Source organism: Campylobacter concisus, assembly GCF_002912895.1.
Taxonomy (GTDB): Bacteria; Campylobacterota; Campylobacteria; order Campylobacterales; family Campylobacteraceae; genus Campylobacter_A; species Campylobacter_A concisus_G.
Genome location: NZ_POZX01000070.1, coordinates 37,390 through 51,970 on the forward strand (window position 1 = coordinate 37,390; position 14,581 = coordinate 51,970).

A 14,581-nucleotide genomic window follows, 5' to 3' on the forward strand; every position below is an offset into this window, starting at 1 on the left:
AATAAATTTAATCTTTTTGCACTAGAATTCACCCTTTTTTCTAAAGGAAGATTATGCAACTTTTACTTCTTAGCTTCGCTCTTAGTATGGATAGTGCGGCACTAAATATGGCAAATGGTGCAAGATATAAAAATTTGGTTTTTAGTAAAATTTTATTTATAGCTTTTATGCTTGGCTTTTTTCAGTTTCTCATGCCGCTTCTTGGCTATCTTTTAGGTGTTGGTTTTGCAAAATTTATAAGCTCGGTTGATCATTTTATTGCATTTTTTATACTTTGCTTTCTTGGTTTTAGAATGTTTAAAGAGGCCTGTAGCAAAGAGGAGTGTGAGTATCTTAAGATAGGATTTAAGACCATTTTGTATGGAGCATTTGCTACTAGTATAGACGCTCTTGCCGTTGGCGTCACACTTAGCTTTGAAGAGATAAACATCTTTCAAAGCTCGCTTATCATAGGTGTAGTCTGCTTTGCATTAAGTTTGATTGCTTTTTATATAGGTAAATTTATGGGTGAAATTTTAGAAAAAAAGGCGCTCTTTTTGGGAGGAGCGATATTAATTTTTCTAGGTTTTAAAATTTTAATAACGCATTTAATTGAAAGCGGCGCGGTTCAATAAAAATTTAAAATAACAATTAAAAATAATATTTAAGATTAACTATATTTTAAAGCTTATATGGATAAGATTTTAATTTTTAGAAGTGGTGACCCATACGAGACTCGAACTCGTGTTACCGCCGTGAAAGGGCGATGTCCTAACCGCTAGACGAATGGGCCACATGTCGGTTATGAAGTTGGGATTATATTTCTTTTATACTTAATTTTAGATTAATAAGGAAAAATTTTTGAAAAATTTTTTATTTACTTTGTTGTCTGTTTTTATTTTTACAGGCTGCGTGGCTACCAAAACGCCGCAAAATTCACAAGCTTTTCAAGTTACTTTATTTTCTCCGATGATGAAGATAAATGACGTTGGATTTTTCCATAAATATAAAAATGAGCTAAATTTGCAAATTTATAGCTCTGGCGTAAATACCGCAAACATAAACATAAGAGATAAAATTTGCATAAATAGTGCTTGCTTTAATAAGACTGAGTTTAATGAGAAATTTTTTCTAGCTCCGCACTATGAGAGCCTTTTTGAAGAAATTTTGCAAAGAGAAAAGATTTATGATGGCAAAGGCTTGATAAATACGGAGTGTGGTTTTAGTCAAGATCTAAGTTCATATTTTATAAAATACGAGGTTTGCGACAACTACGTCAAATTTATAGATAGCAAAAATAAAATAAGAGTGATAATAAAAGAGTTAAAATGAGATACATAGGAGCTCACGTAAGTGCGGCTGGAGGCGTGTTTAACGCTCCGTTAAATGCTGCAAAAATAGGAGCAAATGCCTTTGCACTTTTTACAAAAAATCAACGCCAGTGGAATGCAAAAGAGCTAAGCGCCAGTGAGATAGAGCGGTTTAAAGAAAATCTAAAAATTTCTGGCATAAGCACAAAGCATGTTTTGCCACACAGTAGCTACTTGATAAATTTAGGCCATCCAGATGAGGAGGCAAGAGCAAAGTCGCTTGAAGCCTTTGTAGATGAGATAGATCGCGCCAGTAAGCTTGGGCTTGGGCTTTTAAATTTTCATCCAGGCTCACATCTAAAACAAATAAGCGAAAAAGAGTGCTTAGATAATATTGCAAACTGCATGAACGTGGCACTTAAGCGCACAAGTAGCGTAAAGCTAGTCATCGAAAATACAGCTGCTCAAGGATCAAATTTAGGCTTTAGTTTTAAGCAGATTGCTTATCTGATAGAACGAGTAGACGATGAGAGTAGGGTTGGTGTTTGCTTTGATACCTGTCACGCATTTGCTGCTGGATATGATCTAAGAAGTAAAGAAGCTTACGTCAAGACGATGGGGGAATTTGATGCGATCATTGGCTATAAATTTTTATCTGGCATGCATTTAAATGATGCAAAATTTGGACTTGGCTCGAAAAAAGATAGGCACGAGAGCCTTGGCAAGGGTGAGCTTGGATTTAGTGCTTTTAAAAATATAATAAATGATGATAAAATAGGCGAAATTCCCTTAATATTAGAGACGATTGATGAGAGTATTTGGGAAGACGAGATAAAAATTCTAAGAAATTTTGAAAAGGAAAAACTATGAAAAAAGTGCTATTAAGCATTATTATGGCATCTACTTTGCTAAATGCTGGAGGTTATAAAATTCCTGAGCAAAGTGCTGATTCTTTAGGTCTTGCTGCTAGTAACGTAGCCTTTAGTTTTGGAGCTGACGCGGCATATTTTAACCCTGCAAATATGATGTTTTTAGATGGACGTCATCACATAGAAAGTACCCTTGGCTGGTTTCATATAAATAAGCTCGAGTTTAAAAGTGATAGTGGCAAAAGCTACAGGTCAGAAAAATTTGACTCGCTAGCTGGTACATTTAGTTTTGTAACGCCAGAAATTTATGAAAACTGGAAATTCGGTTTAGCTCTTGCCGTTCCTGCTGCTGTTGGTGTATCATGGGAGGATCCAGCTACTGCGTTTACCGCTAAAAGGTTTAAGCTGCAAGTTGTTGAGCTAAATCCAACCGTGGCTTACCGCATAAACGATAAACTTGCCGTTGCTCTTGGTGCTAGAGGCGTTTATAGTAAAGGTAAGATAGCAAGTGACTTTGGACGAATAGGCTACAGAGAGATAAAAGGCGATGGTATGGGCTATGGCTATAATGTCGCGCTTACTTATAGACCTATTGAGGATTTGAGCTTTGCTGTTACTTACCGCTCAAATGTAAATTTAGAACTTAAAGGCCATACAGATGCTGATTTTAACGGAGCGCTATCTCCTATAAGCTATCATGGTAAAACAAAAGTTGAGATCCCACTTCCTGCACAGCTTGTGCTTGCAACTGGATATAAATTTAGCGACTTTACTCTTTTGCTAGCTTTTGAGAGAACGTATTGGTCTAAATTTAAAGGCTATGACTTTGAATACATGGATAAAGGTCCAGCTCACTCGCATCCAGCTTTTGCAAGATTCATGGACGATCCAGTCATTAAAAATGCAAAAGATACAAATACATATAGACTAGGTCTTGCCTATGACGTAAATGAAAAATTTAGACTAATGGCTGGCTTTGCCTATGACGAAGACATTACAAGTAGCAAGCATACTGGCTTAGAGCTTCCAAATACTACATCTAAGGTGTATTCTTTTGGAGTAAATTATAAATTTACACCAAATCTTGAAATGGCACTTGGATATGTTTATCAACACCGTGATAAGAAGCGTGCAACAGGTATTACCAATAGCATTGCTACAAAAATGTCAGGGGAATTTGATACTGGTACGATCCAAATCCTTGGTACGACTTTTAAATATACATTTTAGTTAGGGTTAATAATGCGATACTCTTATAATAATTTTTATGAAATTTTAACCAAAGTAGCAAAGGAAAATCCAAATCAAGTAGTTCTTTTTGAAGAAAAAGAGAAGCTAAAATATCGCGAATTAAAGCAAAATGTCGATAAAGTGGCAGCTTATTTGCAACTTGCTGGAGTAAAATTTGGCGATAAAGTAGCTATGGCGGTTACAAACTCGAAAGAATTTATCATCTCATACCTTGCGATAACCGCAATAGGTGGTATCGCAGTGCCTATGAATACTTTTTTAAAAGCAAACGAGTTTGAATATATCATAAATGATTGCGGTGCAAAGGTACTTTTTGCGTCTAGCTCGCTTGCAAAAGAGTTAATCGTATTAAATGAGCTTGAAATTTTAAGAAAGATAATCTGGATCGGAGCAATACCAAAGAAACTTCAAAGTGCTTCAAAAGATGAATATATAGACACTGACGAAGAGTATGGCGAGAGCGCATATCTCACTTCAACGCCTCAAATTTCAAAAGAGGATATGAGCAAGGGCTATGAAAATAATGGTCTTGTTAAAAATGTAAATTTTACAGAAACTCTAAATCACAAATACGCTCTTAGTATCACAAAGTATCCGGTAATAGATGATTTAATGCATATAATTTACACTTCAGGCACTACCGGTAAGCCAAAAGGTGCGATGATAAGCTATAAAAATATCTTTTCAAATTTAATTGGAGCTCATGATCGTTTTATAGTGAAAAAAAGTGATCGTTTCATAGTCTTTTTACCGATGTTTCATAGTTTTACACTAACTGCAATGGTGTTGCTCCCGATATTTGCGAGTGCCTCTATGGTACTTGTAAAGTCAGTATTTCCATTTTCAAATGTATTAAAGCAAACTTTGCTAAAGCGTGTAACTGTATTTTTAGGAATCCCAGCCATCTATACAGCTATCGGTAAGGCAAAAATTCCTTGGTATTTTAGATGGTTTAATCGCATTAGATTATTTGTAAGTGGTGCAGCTCCGCTTGCAAAGCAGACTATTGATGACTTTAGGGTGAAATTTCCGCGTGCAACACTTGTCGAGGGATATGGTCTTAGCGAATGCTCACCAGTCGTAGCTGCAAATTTATATGATAAACAAAAGCTTTTAAGTGTAGGGCCTGTGCTTGATAGCTATGAGGTGAAGATCGTAAATGATGAGATGATGGAGCTTCCGGTTGGCCAGATCGGCGAGATCATTGTAAAGGGCGACTGCGTCATGCAAGGCTACTACGGTATGCCAAGCATCACTGATGAAACCATCATAAACGGCTGGTTAAAGACTGGAGATCTTGGCAAAGTCGATGAAGAGGGCTTTATCTACATTGTTGATCGTAAAAAAGACCTCATCATATCAAAGGGTATCAACATCTATCCGCGCGAGATCGAAGAGGTTATTTACAAACTTGAAGCAGTTGAAGCAACAGCGGTAATTGGCGTAAAAGACGTACATGCCGATGAAGAGGTTGTGGCATTTATACAAGTAAAAGAGGGCATGGATCTAGACGAAAAAACAGTGAGAGAGCATCTAAGGAAAAATTTAGCAAATTTCAAAATACCAAAAAGTATCTACTTTGCCGAAGAGTTACCTAGAAATGCTACTGGCAAGGTGCTAAAACGTGTATTAAAAGAGCAAATAGAGCAGATGAAGGATAAATTTTAGTGAAATACTTGCTTGATTTTTTAAACCAGGACCTTAAAAAAAGCAAAATTTACGAGCTGATAAAGTGTGGCGACGAAGAGGGAGAAATTTTAAAATATCTAAGTAAAGCTTATGTGCAAGGAACAGCTAATATGAGTGTTTTTGAGCTACTTGGAGCAGTCTTTGGCACGCAAAATGATAAGCAGCTTTTGTATCTAAAATTTATAAAAAATTTGCTTGATAGCGGTTGGATTGTACAAAATTATAGTCTTTTTAAAATACCTGAGAGCACGCAAAGGGCTTCAGCTCAAGGGCTACTTTCGTTGCTTCATTCTGAAATTTCTCTATCAGCCACATTTTTAAAAATTCTTGAAGATGGCAACGCTGATATAAATTTACCAGAGCTTACGCCATATGAAGATCATTTGGAGTATTTAAAAGATCAGTTTTTAAAGGTAGAGCTTTACTCAAAGGCCGCTATTTTTGGAGATGGCTCAAATGACGCCAAAAAGCGAATAAATGAACAAATTTCCGAGCTTACAAAACGTATAAACGAGCGAGTAAAACTAAGTAAGATCAGCTTAAAAATAGAGCAAATTTTTAAAGAAAACTCACTTGACGAAAAAGAGCAGATCATCTTTTTAGCCCTTTTAAAAGAGGAATATGCGGGAGATTTTGAAAATGGCCGCGATCTAAACACGCTAGTTGGGCTAATAAGCAAAGACGAGCTTGAACGCATCAAAAATCGCACTCTTTTAGAGGACGGCTCAAGGCTCATCGAGGGCGCACTGATCGACTACGACGAGGTTTTAAACGCTTATGGCAATGTAAGCAAGAGCTTTTTTATAAATGAAGAAATTTTGCAAAGCATAATGCATCCAAAAAATGATAAAAATAGCAAAAAAATCAAGATCGAAAGCCTGGTAAAAGAGCAAGAAATTTTTGAGCTAATAGAGCCAGTAACCAGCCTAGAAGACGTCGTGCTAAACGAAAAGACAAAACAGCTTTTAAGCACGATACTAAAGCAAGTCGATAAAAAAGTGCTCGCCAGACTTAGCAGCTGGGGTATAAAAACTAGAAAAAATATAGACGCCAAGATCATCTTTTACGGCGAGCCTGGCACTGGTAAAACCATGAGCGCTGTTGGGCTTGCAAAGAGTCTAAAGAAGCAAATTCTAAGCTTTGACTGCTCAAAAATTTTAAGCAAATATGTCGGCGAGAGCGAGCAAAATGTAAGGAAAATTTTTGATACTTACAAAGAAATTTGCAAAAAAAGTGGTAGTGAGCCAGTACTCTTGCTAAACGAGGCCGATCAGTTTTTAAGCACGAGAGTGGAGAGCTCGAGTGGGGCTGAAAAAATGCATAATCAAATGCAAAATATCTTTTTAGAGCAGATCGAGCGCTTTGAAGGCGTGCTGATCGCTACGACAAATTTCTTACAAAGCCTTGATGTGGCGTTTTCTAGGAGATTTGATTATAAGATCGAGTTTAAAAAGCCTGATTATAACGGCAGGCTTGCCATTTGGCGTAAAATTTTGCCTGAAAATGCAAGCTTTGAAGATGGCTTTAGCGTAGAAAGGCTGGCTGAGTTTAACCTAAGTGGCGCACAGATCGTCCTTACACTAAAAAATACCGCTTTAAAAGTCGCCATAAAAGATGATGGAATTTTTACCTTTGAGGACTTCAAAACGACGATAGAGCGTGAGCTAAACTCAAGTTTTGGCGAAGATAAAAAGATGGGATTTGGCTCTTAAGCCTTCTCTCTTGATTTTATTGTTTGTATAAATTTAAACAAATATAAAAATAGCAAGAGCCACTGACATTGGCGAGGAATCTTCTTTTGTCTAATTAGAATTCGCACGTTTGTCACCGCCAAAGCTAGGGAAAGTGTGAGCTAAACTCAAGCTTTGTTTAGAAAAATAGGTCTTGGCTCTTAAGCTCTTCCAAATTTTACTATCTCATGTAGCATATGCTTTGCGTCACTTGGCAAAGTCTAAAGTGCTAGGGATTACTGATATAAACGTAAAATTTTGCTTTCATAGTTAAATTTACGCCATGATTGCTACCAAAATTTACAGCAAGACAGATATCAGCACATAATTACTTAGTATAAATTTAGCTTGTTCACTTGCCTTAAAATTGTTGTAACATGGTCTTTACTAAACAACTAATTTTTGGAATTTACCCACTTTGCGACCGCTGCTTGGAATGCATATTTGCATATTTGGTGCTTTAAAAAGAGCTTTCTTAGCACTTTGTCATTTTGTGCAATACAAAAATAACCATCTCACGAAGTCTAAAATAAAAAGCCTCATAAATTTCAAATTCTCTTCTACGATGTTTGTAACAGTGCTTTTTGAAATTAAAAAAGAGATGAGATAATAGAAATTTATAGGTCTTTGAGTGCAATTCTTACATCCGAAGTAAAGAATTAATGCGTGATCACTTTAACAATTAGTATAAAAAATTGATTATATTTTTAGCAGTCAAATTTTGTAAAAAGGCTTATAAATTTTAGAAATTTACTGATTGATCTTATCAAGCAGCTCTTCGACCTCTTCAAGTGCAAAGGCTTCTTCTGAGCTTTGTTTTAAGAAATTCTCCATAAATTCTTTTTTTGAGATCGCAAGGTCAAGCTCTTTGTCGCTACCCTTTTGATAAGCACCGATGCGAAGTAGGACCTCGTTTTCTTTTAAAAGCGAGTAAAGACGCTTAAATTTCATCGCATTTTGCTTGTGTTCTTTGCCGATCACGTCGCCCATGACACGTGAGGCCGAGTTTTGGATATTGATAGGTGGGTAGATGCCAAAGTCTGTTAGCTCGCGGCTTAGCACGATGTGTCCATCTAGAATAGAGCGACTTTGGTCAGCTATCGGATCGCTCATATCATCACCCTCGACAAGCACGGTAAAAAACGCCGTTATACTGCCCTTGCCCTCTTCTTTACCAGCGCGCTCCATTAGCTGAGGTAAAAGTGTGAGCGAGCTTGGTGGATAGCCTTTTGACGTAGGCGGCTCGCCAAGTGCAAGACCGATCTCACGCTGTGCCATAGCAAAACGTGTGACGCTATCCATAATGAAAAGCACGTCGTTGCCTTGTTGCTTAAAGTACTCAGCCACGCTCATCGCGCAAAATGCGCCGTATTTTCGCATGAGCGAGCTGTCATCGCTGGTCGCCACGATGATGACCGTACCCTCCAGGTCGCCGCCTAGGTTTTTTTCGATAAATTCAGGCACCTCGCGACCACGCTCGCCTATTAGTGCGACTACTTTTATGGGAGCTAGCGTATTTTTTACGATCATGCCCATGAGGGTTGATTTGCCTACGCCTGAACCTGCAAAAATTCCCAGTTTTTGCCCTTTACCACAAGTAAGTAGCCCGTCTATCGTCTTTATCCCAACGCTAAAAGGCTCGTTTATAAGCCCCCTTTTCATAGCGTCAATTGGTGCTCTCATGATCGGCATATAATCAATCGTATCAATCGCCCCTTTGCCATCAATCGGCTTCATAAATGGATCTACCACGCGCCCAAGTAAATTTGGCCCCACTGGTATATTCATGCCTTGATCACTCTCGTAGACGAAGTCGCCTATTCTAAAGCCCTCAACAAATCCAAATGGGCTGATATAAGCGCCATCTGTCTTTATTTGCGTAACCATGCCAAGACCATTTTTACTCTTATCTTTTGCGACTATGCGCACGATGTCGCCGATACTTGGACGAAGTCCAGTGATCTCGATAGTCGTAGCTGTGATTTTAGTTATGATGCCAAAGGTGTTTGAGAGTTTTACACCCTCTTTAAGCTTTAAATTTATATGCTCTAAGCTCAAAAATGCGTTTCCCTAGGAGAATTTATAAGCGAGAAAAATTCTCGTCTTGTGTCTGCGTTTTTGATAAAGCAGCCCCTAAGAGCCGAGGTCGTAGTGGTTGAGTTTATCTTTTGCACACCCCTCATCTCAACGCACATATGTCTAGCCTCGACGACGACTCCAACGCCTTTTGGAGCGATAACGTCCTCGAGTGCCTTTGCGATCTGCTCGGTCATCTGCTCTTGGATTTGAAGGCGTCTTGCGTAGATATTTACCATGCGTGGAATTTTACTAAGGCCAACGACCTTGCCATTTGGGATGTATGCTACATGTACTCGGCCAATAATAGGCAACAAATGGTGCTCGCAAAGACTGTAAAACTCAATATTTCGCATGAGAACCATTTCGTTGTTTGAGCTAGTAAATAGCGCATCGCCAAGCACCTCTTTTGGGTCTTGATCGTATCCGCTAGTTAGAAATTTAAAAGCTTTATAAACGCGCTCAGGGGTTTTAATAAGCCCCTCTCTGTTTGGATCCTCACCGATAATAGTTAGCATATTTTTAACCGAATTTTCAAAACTCTCTTGCATAAATTTTCTCCATAATTTTATTGCTAGATTCTATGTTAAAACGCCTTTTATATCTATAAAAATTTACAAATTTACAATGAAATAAGGAAAATTCTGCTATATTTTGGGCTAAAAATTTGTATTCATAAAGGAATTAGATGGAAATCAAAACAAAAGCTCTAGATAGCGTAAATACCTTAGCAAGCACGACTATAAGTGCAGATACTATAAAGTCTAGCGTAGAAAAGCTAGCAAAAAAAGCAGCAAAAACTATGAAAGTAGATGGCTTTAGGCAAGGTCACGTTCCAGTTGCTGTTGTATTAAAACGCTACGAGAAAGAGCTAACAAACGACGCTGAACAAGATGTCTTAAGAGATGTTGTTAATGAGGCTATAAAGCAAGCAGACAAGAAAAACGATGATCTTATCGGCGAGCCTATCGTTTCAAAATTTGATAGAAAAGATGGTAAGATCGATGTTGAGCTAATAGTTTCATTTAAACCAAGCGTCGATGTGAGCGGCTATGAGAGTTTGATACCTGAGTTTTCAAACCCACGTGTTTTGAAAAAAGATATCGATGAGAAAAAAACTGAACTTCTAAAAATGATAGCTCCACTTGAAAAAATTGATGGCAAAAGAGGCCTAAAAGTGGGCGATTTTGCTAAATTTGACTTTGAGGGCTTTGTTGACGGCGTTGCATTTGATGGTGGCAAGGCTGAAAACTATGTACTTGAGATTGGTTCAAATCAATTTATCCCAGGCTTTGAAGATGGTATGGTAGGCATAAAAGCTGGTGGTGAAAAAGATATCGAGGTTAAATTCCCAGAAAACTATGGTGCTGCACATTTAGCTGGCAAAGATGCTGTTTTTAAAGTCAAACTTCATGAAATTCAAGAGAGAAAAATTCCTGAAAAACTAGATGAAGAGATGCTTAAAACTCTACTTCCAAATGAAGAAAAACCAACTGAAGAGTTACTTGATGAGCGTATAAAAGAGCAAATCCGCCAAGAGAAAATTTATAAACTTATAAATGATGAGCTTAAGCCAAAATTTGCTGAAGCTGCGGTTGAGAAATTTAAATTTGACGTGCCAAAAAATATTGTCGAGCAAGAGATTGATATGCAGTTTAGAAACGCATGGAGCTCATTTACTCCAGATGATATGAAAAAATTTAGAGAGGACAAAGATGCTCTTTCTAAAAAACGTGACGAGTTTAGAAAAGACGCTGAAAATAGCGTTCGCCTAACTTTCATCATCGATGAGCTAGCTCGCGTAAGAGGCGTGAAAGTAAGCGATCAAGAGGTCGTTCAAGCGATCTATTTTGAGGCGTATAGAAGCGGACAAGATCCAAAAGCACACCTTGATATGTACCGCAACCAAGGTATGCTTCCAGCTATAAAGATGTCGATGATCGAAGAGAAGCTATTTAGCGAGCTTTTCAACAAAGAAAAAGACGAAAAAAAAGCAAGTAAAAAAGAGAAGGCCGAGTAATGAGCTATTACGTTCCTGTCGTAGTTGAAAGAACTAGTAGAGGTGAGCGAAGCTATGATATATATTCCCGTCTTTTAAAGGACAGGATCGTTATGCTAAGTGGCGAGATAGAAGACGGCATGGCTGCTTCTATTGTCGCTCAGCTTCTATTTTTAGAGGCGGAGGATCCAGATAAAGATATCTATCTATATATAAACTCACCAGGTGGCGTGATAACAAGCGGCTTTAGTATCTATGACACGATGAACTACATAAAGCCAGATGTTTGCACGATATGCATCGGTCAAGCGGCTAGCATGGGTGCATTTTTGCTAAGCTGTGGCGCACCAGGTAAAAGATATGCATTGCCAAATTCTCGCATCATGATACACCAACCCCTTGGCGGCGCTAGAGGACAAGCGACTGATATCGAGATACAAGCTCGTGAAATTTTGCGTATGAAAGAGATTTTAAACGGAATTTTGGCCAAAAATACAGGTCAGAAGCTAAGTAAGATCGTAAAAGATACTGAACGTGACTTTTTTATGAGTTCGGCCGAAGCCAAAGAGTACGGACTTGTTGATAAAATTTTGGAGAAAAGTTTTAAATAAGGTCAAAAGTGATAAAGATAGATAATGCACCAGACCCTAAGAAAAAAGCGGTTGAGGTAAAACATATTCTAGAAAAAGAAAAGGTAGATATCTACAGATTTTCAGAAAATGTTTTGCATGAATTAAGTGACGATAATGTTCCATCTACGCCAAACAATTACTCTATTTATTTTGAGAAAATGCTTGATGGACAGCCTGATGAATTTAGAAAAGAGATCGGTGATATGATAGTTATAAATTCCGAGATCTCAGTACCATCAGGTAGTAATATCTCTATTGAAAAAGAGATAAAGCAAGGATTTATCCAGATAAAAAGCATGCTTCAAGCCGTGGTGCTAATCTATAAAAATTTAGGCATCATGAGAGGCCTAGTGCAAAAGCGTATGGATGCACTCAAAAACAATACAAATATCCTAGCTCTTCAAAATGTTTTAAGCGCATTTAACCATGACCTAATAAAATTAAACAGCCTTATGGATAAACATCTTGATGTCATTAAAGTAAGCTATGACGAAGTAGCCAAGATGCTTAAATCTATTGAAGAGCAGTCGATTTATGATACGACATATGACGTTTATAATAAAAAATTTCTAGTAGCCACAGTGCAAAGTGAAGTAGAAGCTGTTAAGAGATATGGCTATAACGCATCGTTTTTACTAGTAAGAGCAAAAGATAGATTTACAAATCGTGTAAAAAATTTAAAAGAGCGAAACAATATGTATAAAGCTATATCGCAGCTTCTTTTAAGAACTTCTAGAAGAAGCGATATAGTAGCTCATTACGGTGATGGCTGTTTTGCTATGGTTATGAAATATACTGACGAAAATGGCACAAGACAAGCCGGTAGCAGAATTTTAAATATGCTTTCATCTATACCTTGGAAGATAGATGGTGAAGAGTGTAAGCTTGATATCCAAGTGGTTTCAAGCATGATAACAAAAACAAGAAGCGCTGAAGAATTAATCTCTTACTCGTTAGATCAACTAATACTAACACAAGATGATGAGCAGCCTATATTTTTGGGTGAATAAGTAGGAGTTTGGGCTTGATCTTAGAAGTTTTATCTTATCCAAATAAAAAACTTTATGAAGTCTCAAAAGATGTTAAAAATTTTGATGAGGAACTTCACAAACTACTTGATGATATGTATGATACGATGATTGCAAAAGAAGGCATAGGCCTTGCTGCTATTCAGATAGGTGTCGCAAAAAGAATTTTTATTATAAATCTAGCCAATGACGAGGGCGTGCAGGATAAAGAAAATTTAATCGAGATCATAAATCCAAAATTTGAACTACGCGAAGGAGAATGCATCTATCAAGAGGGTTGCCTTAGTGTGCCCGGATATTATGAAGACGTAAAAAGAAATGAAGTTGTGGCTATCAAATATCAAGACCGCTTTGGCAAAGAGCAAAGTTTAAAGGCTGATGGGCTTTTGGCTATCGCTATCCAGCATGAAAATGATCATTTAGATGGACATCTTTTTATAGAAAAAATCGGCTTTAATAAACGCAAAAAATTTGACAAGGAATACAAAAAGCAAAAAAAAGAAAAAGTTTCATGAAGTCTTTAAGATGTGCTACTTACGGCGATGGGCTAAAGATAATTGATGTTGAGTCTATCTTCTCTCGCGGGCTTCCTGGTTTTAGCATCGTTGGGCTTGCAAGCGCAAGTATAAAAGAGAGTACAGAACGCGTAAAGGCAGCACTTCTGGCACTTGATTTTTCCTTCCCAGCACAAAAGATAACCATAAATTTATCCCCTTCAGATCTGCCAAAAAGTGGCTCACATTTTGACCTAGCTATTGCTCTTCTTATAGCTCTTCAAAAGGCAAAAAGCTTAGAGAAAATTTTTGTCTTTGGCGAGCTTGGGCTTGATGGAAGCGTAAAAAGCACAGCAAATTTATTTTCTATCTTACTTTTTTTAAGCACGCAGGTAAAAAACGCAAAAGTCTTAGTGCCAAAAGAGATAGCACAAAAAGCTTCAATGATCCCAAATTTAGAGATTTATGCGGTTAGTACTCTAGAGGAACCGATTAGATTTTTTAATGACGCAGAATTTGCAAAAAGCATACGTTTTAACGCTACGCATGAGCTATTTTCAAATGTGATAGAAATTTCTGGCAAAAGATATGTTCCAAATTTAAACTTCGAGCTTGATTTTAAGGACGTTTTGGGTCAAGAAAGAGCCAAAAGAGCCTGCGTTATCGCAGCCGTTGGCATGCATAATATTTTATTTGAAGGCAGCCCGGGTAGCGGCAAAAGCATGTGCGCAAAACGCCTAGTTTACATCATGGCGCCACAAAGCCTAGAGGAGGTTTTAAAATCAGCTGCATACCGCTCTTTAAACCTTCAAGATAGCGAATTTACAAGTATTAGAGCTTTTCGCTCACCACATCATACCTCGACAAAAAGTTCAATATTTGGTGGTGGCTCAAATGTCGCAAAGATCGGTGAGATTGCGCTTGCAAATGGTGGAGTGCTATTTTTTGACGAGTTTCCTCACTTTTCAAAGCAGGTGATTGAAAGCCTTAGAGAACCACTAGAGGACAATCAAATCCACATCGCAAGGGTAAATTCAAAAGTGACTTATGAAACGAAATTTATCTTCGTAGCAGCTCAAAATCCATGTCCTTGTGGAAATTTATTCTCTCGCAATCTAAATTGCAAATGCAGCGAAAACGAGATAAAAAACTATAAATCAAGAATTTCAGCTCCAGTGCTTGACCGCATTGATTTAAAAGTTGCTATGGACGAGAGCTCGCCAGGTGACAAGGCGAGTTTAAGCTCACAGCAGATGAGTGAGATGGTCTTAAAAGCCTTTATCTTTCAAAAAAAGCGCGATCAAGATGAGCTAAACGGCAAGCTAAATGACGCACAAGTAGAAAAATTTTGTCTACTGGATAATGAAGCAAGAGAAATTTTACAAAAGGCGGCCTCGAGGTACAATCTTTCTCAAAGAGGCATAAAAAGAACACTTAGAGTGGCTAGAAGTATCGCTGACCTTGATGAGAGCGAGCAAATTTTAAAGCCCCATATCTTAGAGGCGCTTAGTTTTAGGGCATAAA

The 14,581-nt window shown here is 37.7% G+C and carries 13 protein-coding genes and 1 tRNA gene; 11 read left to right on the top strand and 3 right to left on the bottom strand.

Translation table 11 applies throughout. The features are described from left to right. Positions 1-53 precede the first annotated feature (53 nt). Complete coding sequence (locus CYP51_RS08690; protein ID WP_103625133.1) at positions 54-614, top strand: manganese efflux pump MntP; 561 nt, start codon at positions 54-56, stop codon at positions 612-614. 83 nt (positions 615-697) lie between these two features. Here the strand turns inward: CYP51_RS08690 and CYP51_RS08695 are convergent. Further along, positions 698-772 (bottom strand) — tRNA-Glu (locus CYP51_RS08695). Between the two features lie 68 nt (positions 773-840). Between CYP51_RS08695 and CYP51_RS08700 the strand changes: the two genes are divergently transcribed. Genes CYP51_RS08700 through CYP51_RS08720 form a run of 5 tightly spaced genes read left to right on the top strand, consistent with a single transcriptional unit; the run spans position 841 to position 6,810 of the window. Beyond that, entirely contained in the window at positions 841-1,311 is a 471-nt protein-coding gene (locus tag CYP51_RS08700) for a hypothetical protein (protein ID WP_103625134.1), read from the top strand. After that, a complete protein-coding gene (gene nfo, locus CYP51_RS08705; protein WP_103625135.1) occupies positions 1,308-2,159 on the top strand; it encodes a deoxyribonuclease IV in 852 nt (283 codons plus the stop codon). The genes CYP51_RS08700 and nfo overlap by 4 nt, the downstream gene beginning before the upstream one ends. Then, complete coding sequence (locus CYP51_RS08710; RefSeq protein WP_103625136.1) at positions 2,156-3,388, top strand: OmpP1/FadL family transporter; 1,233 nt, start codon at positions 2,156-2,158, stop codon at positions 3,386-3,388. Before nfo ends, CYP51_RS08710 begins: the two co-directional genes overlap by 4 nt. 12 nt (positions 3,389-3,400) lie before the next feature. Beyond that, a complete protein-coding gene (locus CYP51_RS08715) occupies positions 3,401-5,077 on the top strand; it encodes a fatty acid--CoA ligase (protein WP_103625137.1) in 1,677 nt (558 codons plus the stop codon). After that, positions 5,077-6,810, top strand: coding sequence for an ATP-binding protein (locus CYP51_RS08720; protein ID WP_103625138.1), 1,734 nt, complete (start codon positions 5,077-5,079; stop codon positions 6,808-6,810). The genes CYP51_RS08715 and CYP51_RS08720 overlap by 1 nt, the downstream gene beginning before the upstream one ends. A 768-nt stretch (positions 6,811-7,578) precedes the next feature. Here CYP51_RS08720 and fliI read toward each other — a convergent pair. Further along, complete coding sequence (fliI, locus tag CYP51_RS08725) at positions 7,579-8,886, bottom strand: flagellar protein export ATPase FliI (protein ID WP_103625139.1); 1,308 nt, start codon at positions 8,884-8,886, stop codon at positions 7,579-7,581. Next, entirely contained in the window at positions 8,883-9,455 is a 573-nt protein-coding gene (gene folE / locus CYP51_RS08730; protein ID WP_103625140.1) for a GTP cyclohydrolase I FolE, read from the bottom strand. Before folE ends, fliI begins: the two co-directional genes overlap by 4 nt. Before the next feature lie 137 nt (positions 9,456-9,592). Here folE and tig point away from each other — a divergent pair, with 137 nt between their 5' ends. Genes tig through CYP51_RS08755 form a run of 5 tightly spaced genes read left to right on the top strand, consistent with a single transcriptional unit; the run spans position 9,593 to position 14,580 of the window. Beyond that, positions 9,593-10,924 carry a trigger factor gene (tig, locus tag CYP51_RS08735; protein ID WP_103625141.1) on the top strand — a complete coding sequence of 444 codons (1,332 nt, stop codon included), beginning with the start codon at positions 9,593-9,595 and terminating at the stop codon, positions 10,922-10,924. Continuing rightward, the gene (gene clpP / locus CYP51_RS08740; RefSeq protein ID WP_054196008.1) at positions 10,924-11,514 is read left to right on the top strand and encodes an ATP-dependent Clp endopeptidase proteolytic subunit ClpP; all 591 of its coding nucleotides are present in this window, start codon (positions 10,924-10,926) and stop codon (positions 11,512-11,514) included. The genes tig and clpP overlap by 1 nt, the downstream gene beginning before the upstream one ends. 8 nt (positions 11,515-11,522) lie before the next feature. Continuing rightward, positions 11,523-12,545: a GGDEF domain-containing protein gene (locus CYP51_RS08745; RefSeq protein WP_103625142.1), complete on the top strand. Its 1,023-nt coding sequence runs from the start codon at positions 11,523-11,525 to the stop codon at positions 12,543-12,545. A 14-nt stretch (positions 12,546-12,559) separates the two neighbouring features. Then, the gene (gene def / locus CYP51_RS08750; protein WP_103625143.1) at positions 12,560-13,078 is read left to right on the top strand and encodes a peptide deformylase; all 519 of its coding nucleotides are present in this window, start codon (positions 12,560-12,562) and stop codon (positions 13,076-13,078) included. Continuing rightward, positions 13,075-14,580, top strand: coding sequence for a YifB family Mg chelatase-like AAA ATPase (locus CYP51_RS08755; RefSeq protein WP_103625144.1), 1,506 nt, complete (start codon positions 13,075-13,077; stop codon positions 14,578-14,580). Before def ends, CYP51_RS08755 begins: the two co-directional genes overlap by 4 nt. Position 14,581: the final 1 nt, after the last annotated feature.

What these genes read in the sequence shown, in the direction of transcription:
- CYP51_RS08690 (WP_103625133.1), top strand. Translation starts at nt 54, where the DNA reads ATGCAACTTTTACTTCTTAGCTTCGCTCTTAGTATGGATAGTGCGGCA.
- nfo (WP_103625135.1), top strand. Translation starts at nt 1,308, where the DNA reads ATGAGATACATAGGAGCTCACGTAAGTGCGGCTGGAGGCGTGTTTAAC.
- CYP51_RS08710 (WP_103625136.1), top strand. Translation starts at nt 2,156, where the DNA reads ATGAAAAAAGTGCTATTAAGCATTATTATGGCATCTACTTTGCTAAAT.
- CYP51_RS08715 (WP_103625137.1), top strand. Translation starts at nt 3,401, where the DNA reads ATGCGATACTCTTATAATAATTTTTATGAAATTTTAACCAAAGTAGCA.
- folE (WP_103625140.1), bottom strand. Translation starts at nt 9,455, where the DNA reads ATGCAAGAGAGTTTTGAAAATTCGGTTAAAAATATGCTAACTATTATC.
- tig (WP_103625141.1), top strand. Translation starts at nt 9,593, where the DNA reads ATGGAAATCAAAACAAAAGCTCTAGATAGCGTAAATACCTTAGCAAGC.
- clpP (WP_054196008.1), top strand. Translation starts at nt 10,924, where the DNA reads ATGAGCTATTACGTTCCTGTCGTAGTTGAAAGAACTAGTAGAGGTGAG.
- CYP51_RS08755 (WP_103625144.1), top strand. Translation starts at nt 13,075, where the DNA reads ATGAAGTCTTTAAGATGTGCTACTTACGGCGATGGGCTAAAGATAATT.